General features: G+C 65.6%; 2 protein-coding genes. Both read right to left on the reverse strand.

From position 1 onward, the window contains the following. A partial coding sequence (locus AB0H00_RS31880) for a beta-ketoacyl synthase N-terminal-like domain-containing protein (protein ID WP_357273646.1) occupies positions 1-119 on the reverse strand: 119 nt, incomplete at its 3' end. Positions 120-180: 61 nt separating this feature from the next. Beyond that, positions 181-2702, reverse strand: a 2522-nt coding sequence (locus tag AB0H00_RS31885) for an alpha/beta fold hydrolase (RefSeq protein WP_357273644.1), incomplete at its 5' end; no start/stop codon positions are given.

Below are 2702 nucleotides of genomic sequence, written 5' to 3' on the forward strand. Positions count from 1 at the left end.
GCCGAACCGACACCGTCACGACCACCACGCAGCAACCGCCAAAAACCCGCGAGATCGACCGCACCCGGCAACCGGCACGACATACCGACAATGGCGATCTCATTCGCTGATTCGACCATGGGATTCCTCTACCGCGCCTTACTCGATGCCAAGAATTGCGATTTCGCGCTTGTGTGTGCGTCAGCCGGGTCGGCCAGGGCCATATCCGGTCTGGCCATCGCCCCCGACCTTCGCCTCGAGCCAGCGTCGTATCTCCTCCGCCACGGCAGCGCTAGCAGCTCCGATAATCGAGAAGTGGTCCGCGTCGATCTCCACCGTCTCGCCGGTATGCAGCCAGGTCGGCACCCGCTCGACGTGATCCAGCCCGGGCAACGGTGTCGCCGCCCGCAGGCTCAACATCGGCGCGGCGATCGACACGGGTTTCTGCTCGTCGAATATCTGCATGTACTTCGCCATGGCGACCAGGCCGTGATCATCGATCTCGGTCATTTCGTGTCCGATGTCGAGCACCGTCTCGATCGCGCTGACGGTCGCACGACGACGTTGCTCCGCATCGTCGGGCGAATAGGGGTCGAGCAATATCACCGCCGCCGGACCGCTCCCGCTCTCCTCCAGGCGATGCGCCAACGCCTGCGCGATCGCGCCACCCGCCGAATAGCCGACGAGAACGATCGGCGCCGAGCCGTCAACGTTATCCACGGTCGTCGCCAAGCAATCCAGCAACGCATCCCATGATCCAGGCAGTAGCTCCCCGGGCCGGGTTCCCGGCAGGCGCAGCGCGGCTATCGCGCGGTCACGGCCGAACGCGCGCGCCAGTCGAGCGAACTGCTGCGGTCCGGTACCGACCACAAACGACGGAACGCAGATCAGCGCGGGTCGGGATGTGCCCCTGTTCAGGGGAATCGGCGTCGGCTGGGCGGGCAGCTCGGCGCCGGTGGTGAAGGTCTCGGCGAGCTTGGCGCTTCCCAGCAGCATTGGTATCGTGGCGCCGACCTGACCGCGCCGGTGCGCAGCCAGAAAAAGGTTGGTAAGGCCACCGCGCAACGCGGATTCCACGGCGCGGGCTTCCGGCATCCGGAAGCGGAGATAGTCCAAGGCCTGAGTCGTCGGGTGATCGAAGGCGAGCGGGGTGGACAGCTCGTCCTCACCTGCCACTCGTACCGCATCCGTCGAGACCGGATGCGCGACACTACCGGCCGCAACCGTCGTATCCGCACTCAGCCAATACCGCTGACGCGCGAATGCGTACGTCGGCAACGACGCCCGCATCGGGGCCCGACCGGCGAACAAGGGCCCCCAGTCCACGTCGATGCCCGCGTTATGGGCGTGCGCGAGGAACGTCAGCAACTGCGTCACCTCATCGGCACCACGCACGCCCGCGGCCGCCACCAACGACGTCGATTCGAGATCCTCGGGCAGGCACTGCCTGGTCATTCCCGCCAACACCGTATCGGGACCCAATTCCAAAAACCGTCGAACACCCAAGTCCAGCAAGGCGTCGACACCGTTCGCGAAACGGACTGTGTCACGCAACTGACCGACCCAATAGACCGGGTCGGCGAAAGCCGCACCACCGACCGTGCCGAACACGTTGGACACCACTGGCAACAGAGCACGGCCGTAACTCAGTGCCGCAACAACGGTCTCGAATTCGGGCAACATGGCATCCATCGCGGCGGAATGGAACGCGTGACTGACCCGCAGCCGTGCGGTCGCGACCTTCTCCGTGGCCAGCATCGTCTCCACCTTCTCGATGGAGTCCTCATCACCGGAAAGCTCGACCGAGGACGGGCCGTTCACCGCTGCGATCGACAGCCGCCTACCGAACCCGGCGACGACCTGCACCGCCCGCTCTTCAGAAATCGCGGCCGCGAGCATCGCACCACCGGCCGGCAACGTACCCACCAACCGACCCCGAGCCACGACCAACGCACACGCGTCGGCCATCGACCACAGCCCCGCCGTGTACGCGGCGACCAGCTCCCCGATCGAATGCCCGATAAGCACATCCGGAGTGATTCCGAACGACTCCACCAGCCGGAACAATGCCACCTCGAACGCGAATAACGCCGGCTGGGCAAACTCCGTCCGATGGATCAGATCCGCACCCGCGACACCGAAGACGATGTCCTTCAACGAGACACCGGGTAGCGAAGATTCCAACAAACGGTCGAACTCGGCACACAGCTCGTCGAACGCCGACGCGAACACCGGGAACGCCGCATACAACCCGGCACCCATACCGACACGCTGCGCCCCCTGGCCTGTGAACAGGAACGCGACCTTCCCCATGACCGGGGTACCCTCGGCAACGCCCCGTGCAGCCGAACCCGCCGCCAAATCAGCCAATCCCGCCAGCATGGCGTCCCGGTCGCCCGCGACGACTGCCCCACGCCAATCCAACCGGGACCGCATTGTCAACAACGAATACGCCACATCCACCGGTTCAGCCTCCGGATGCACCGCCAACCACGCACGCAACCGTGCAGCCTGCGCCCGCAGTCCCACTTCGGATTTCCCGGATACCAGCAACGGCACCATCGGCGAACTCACGGGCGAATCACCTGCCGAGACCGGCTCCACCGCGCGTTCCGGACCGGCCGGTGCTTCCTCCACGATCACGTGTGCGTTGGTGCCGCTGATCCCGAACGACGACACCCCCGCACGGCGTACTCGTTCACCGGCAGGCCACGGCTCCGCCT

It is taken from the genome of Nocardia sp. NPDC023852 (assembly GCF_040639505.1).
Lineage (GTDB): Bacteria > Actinomycetota > Actinomycetes > Mycobacteriales > Mycobacteriaceae > Nocardia.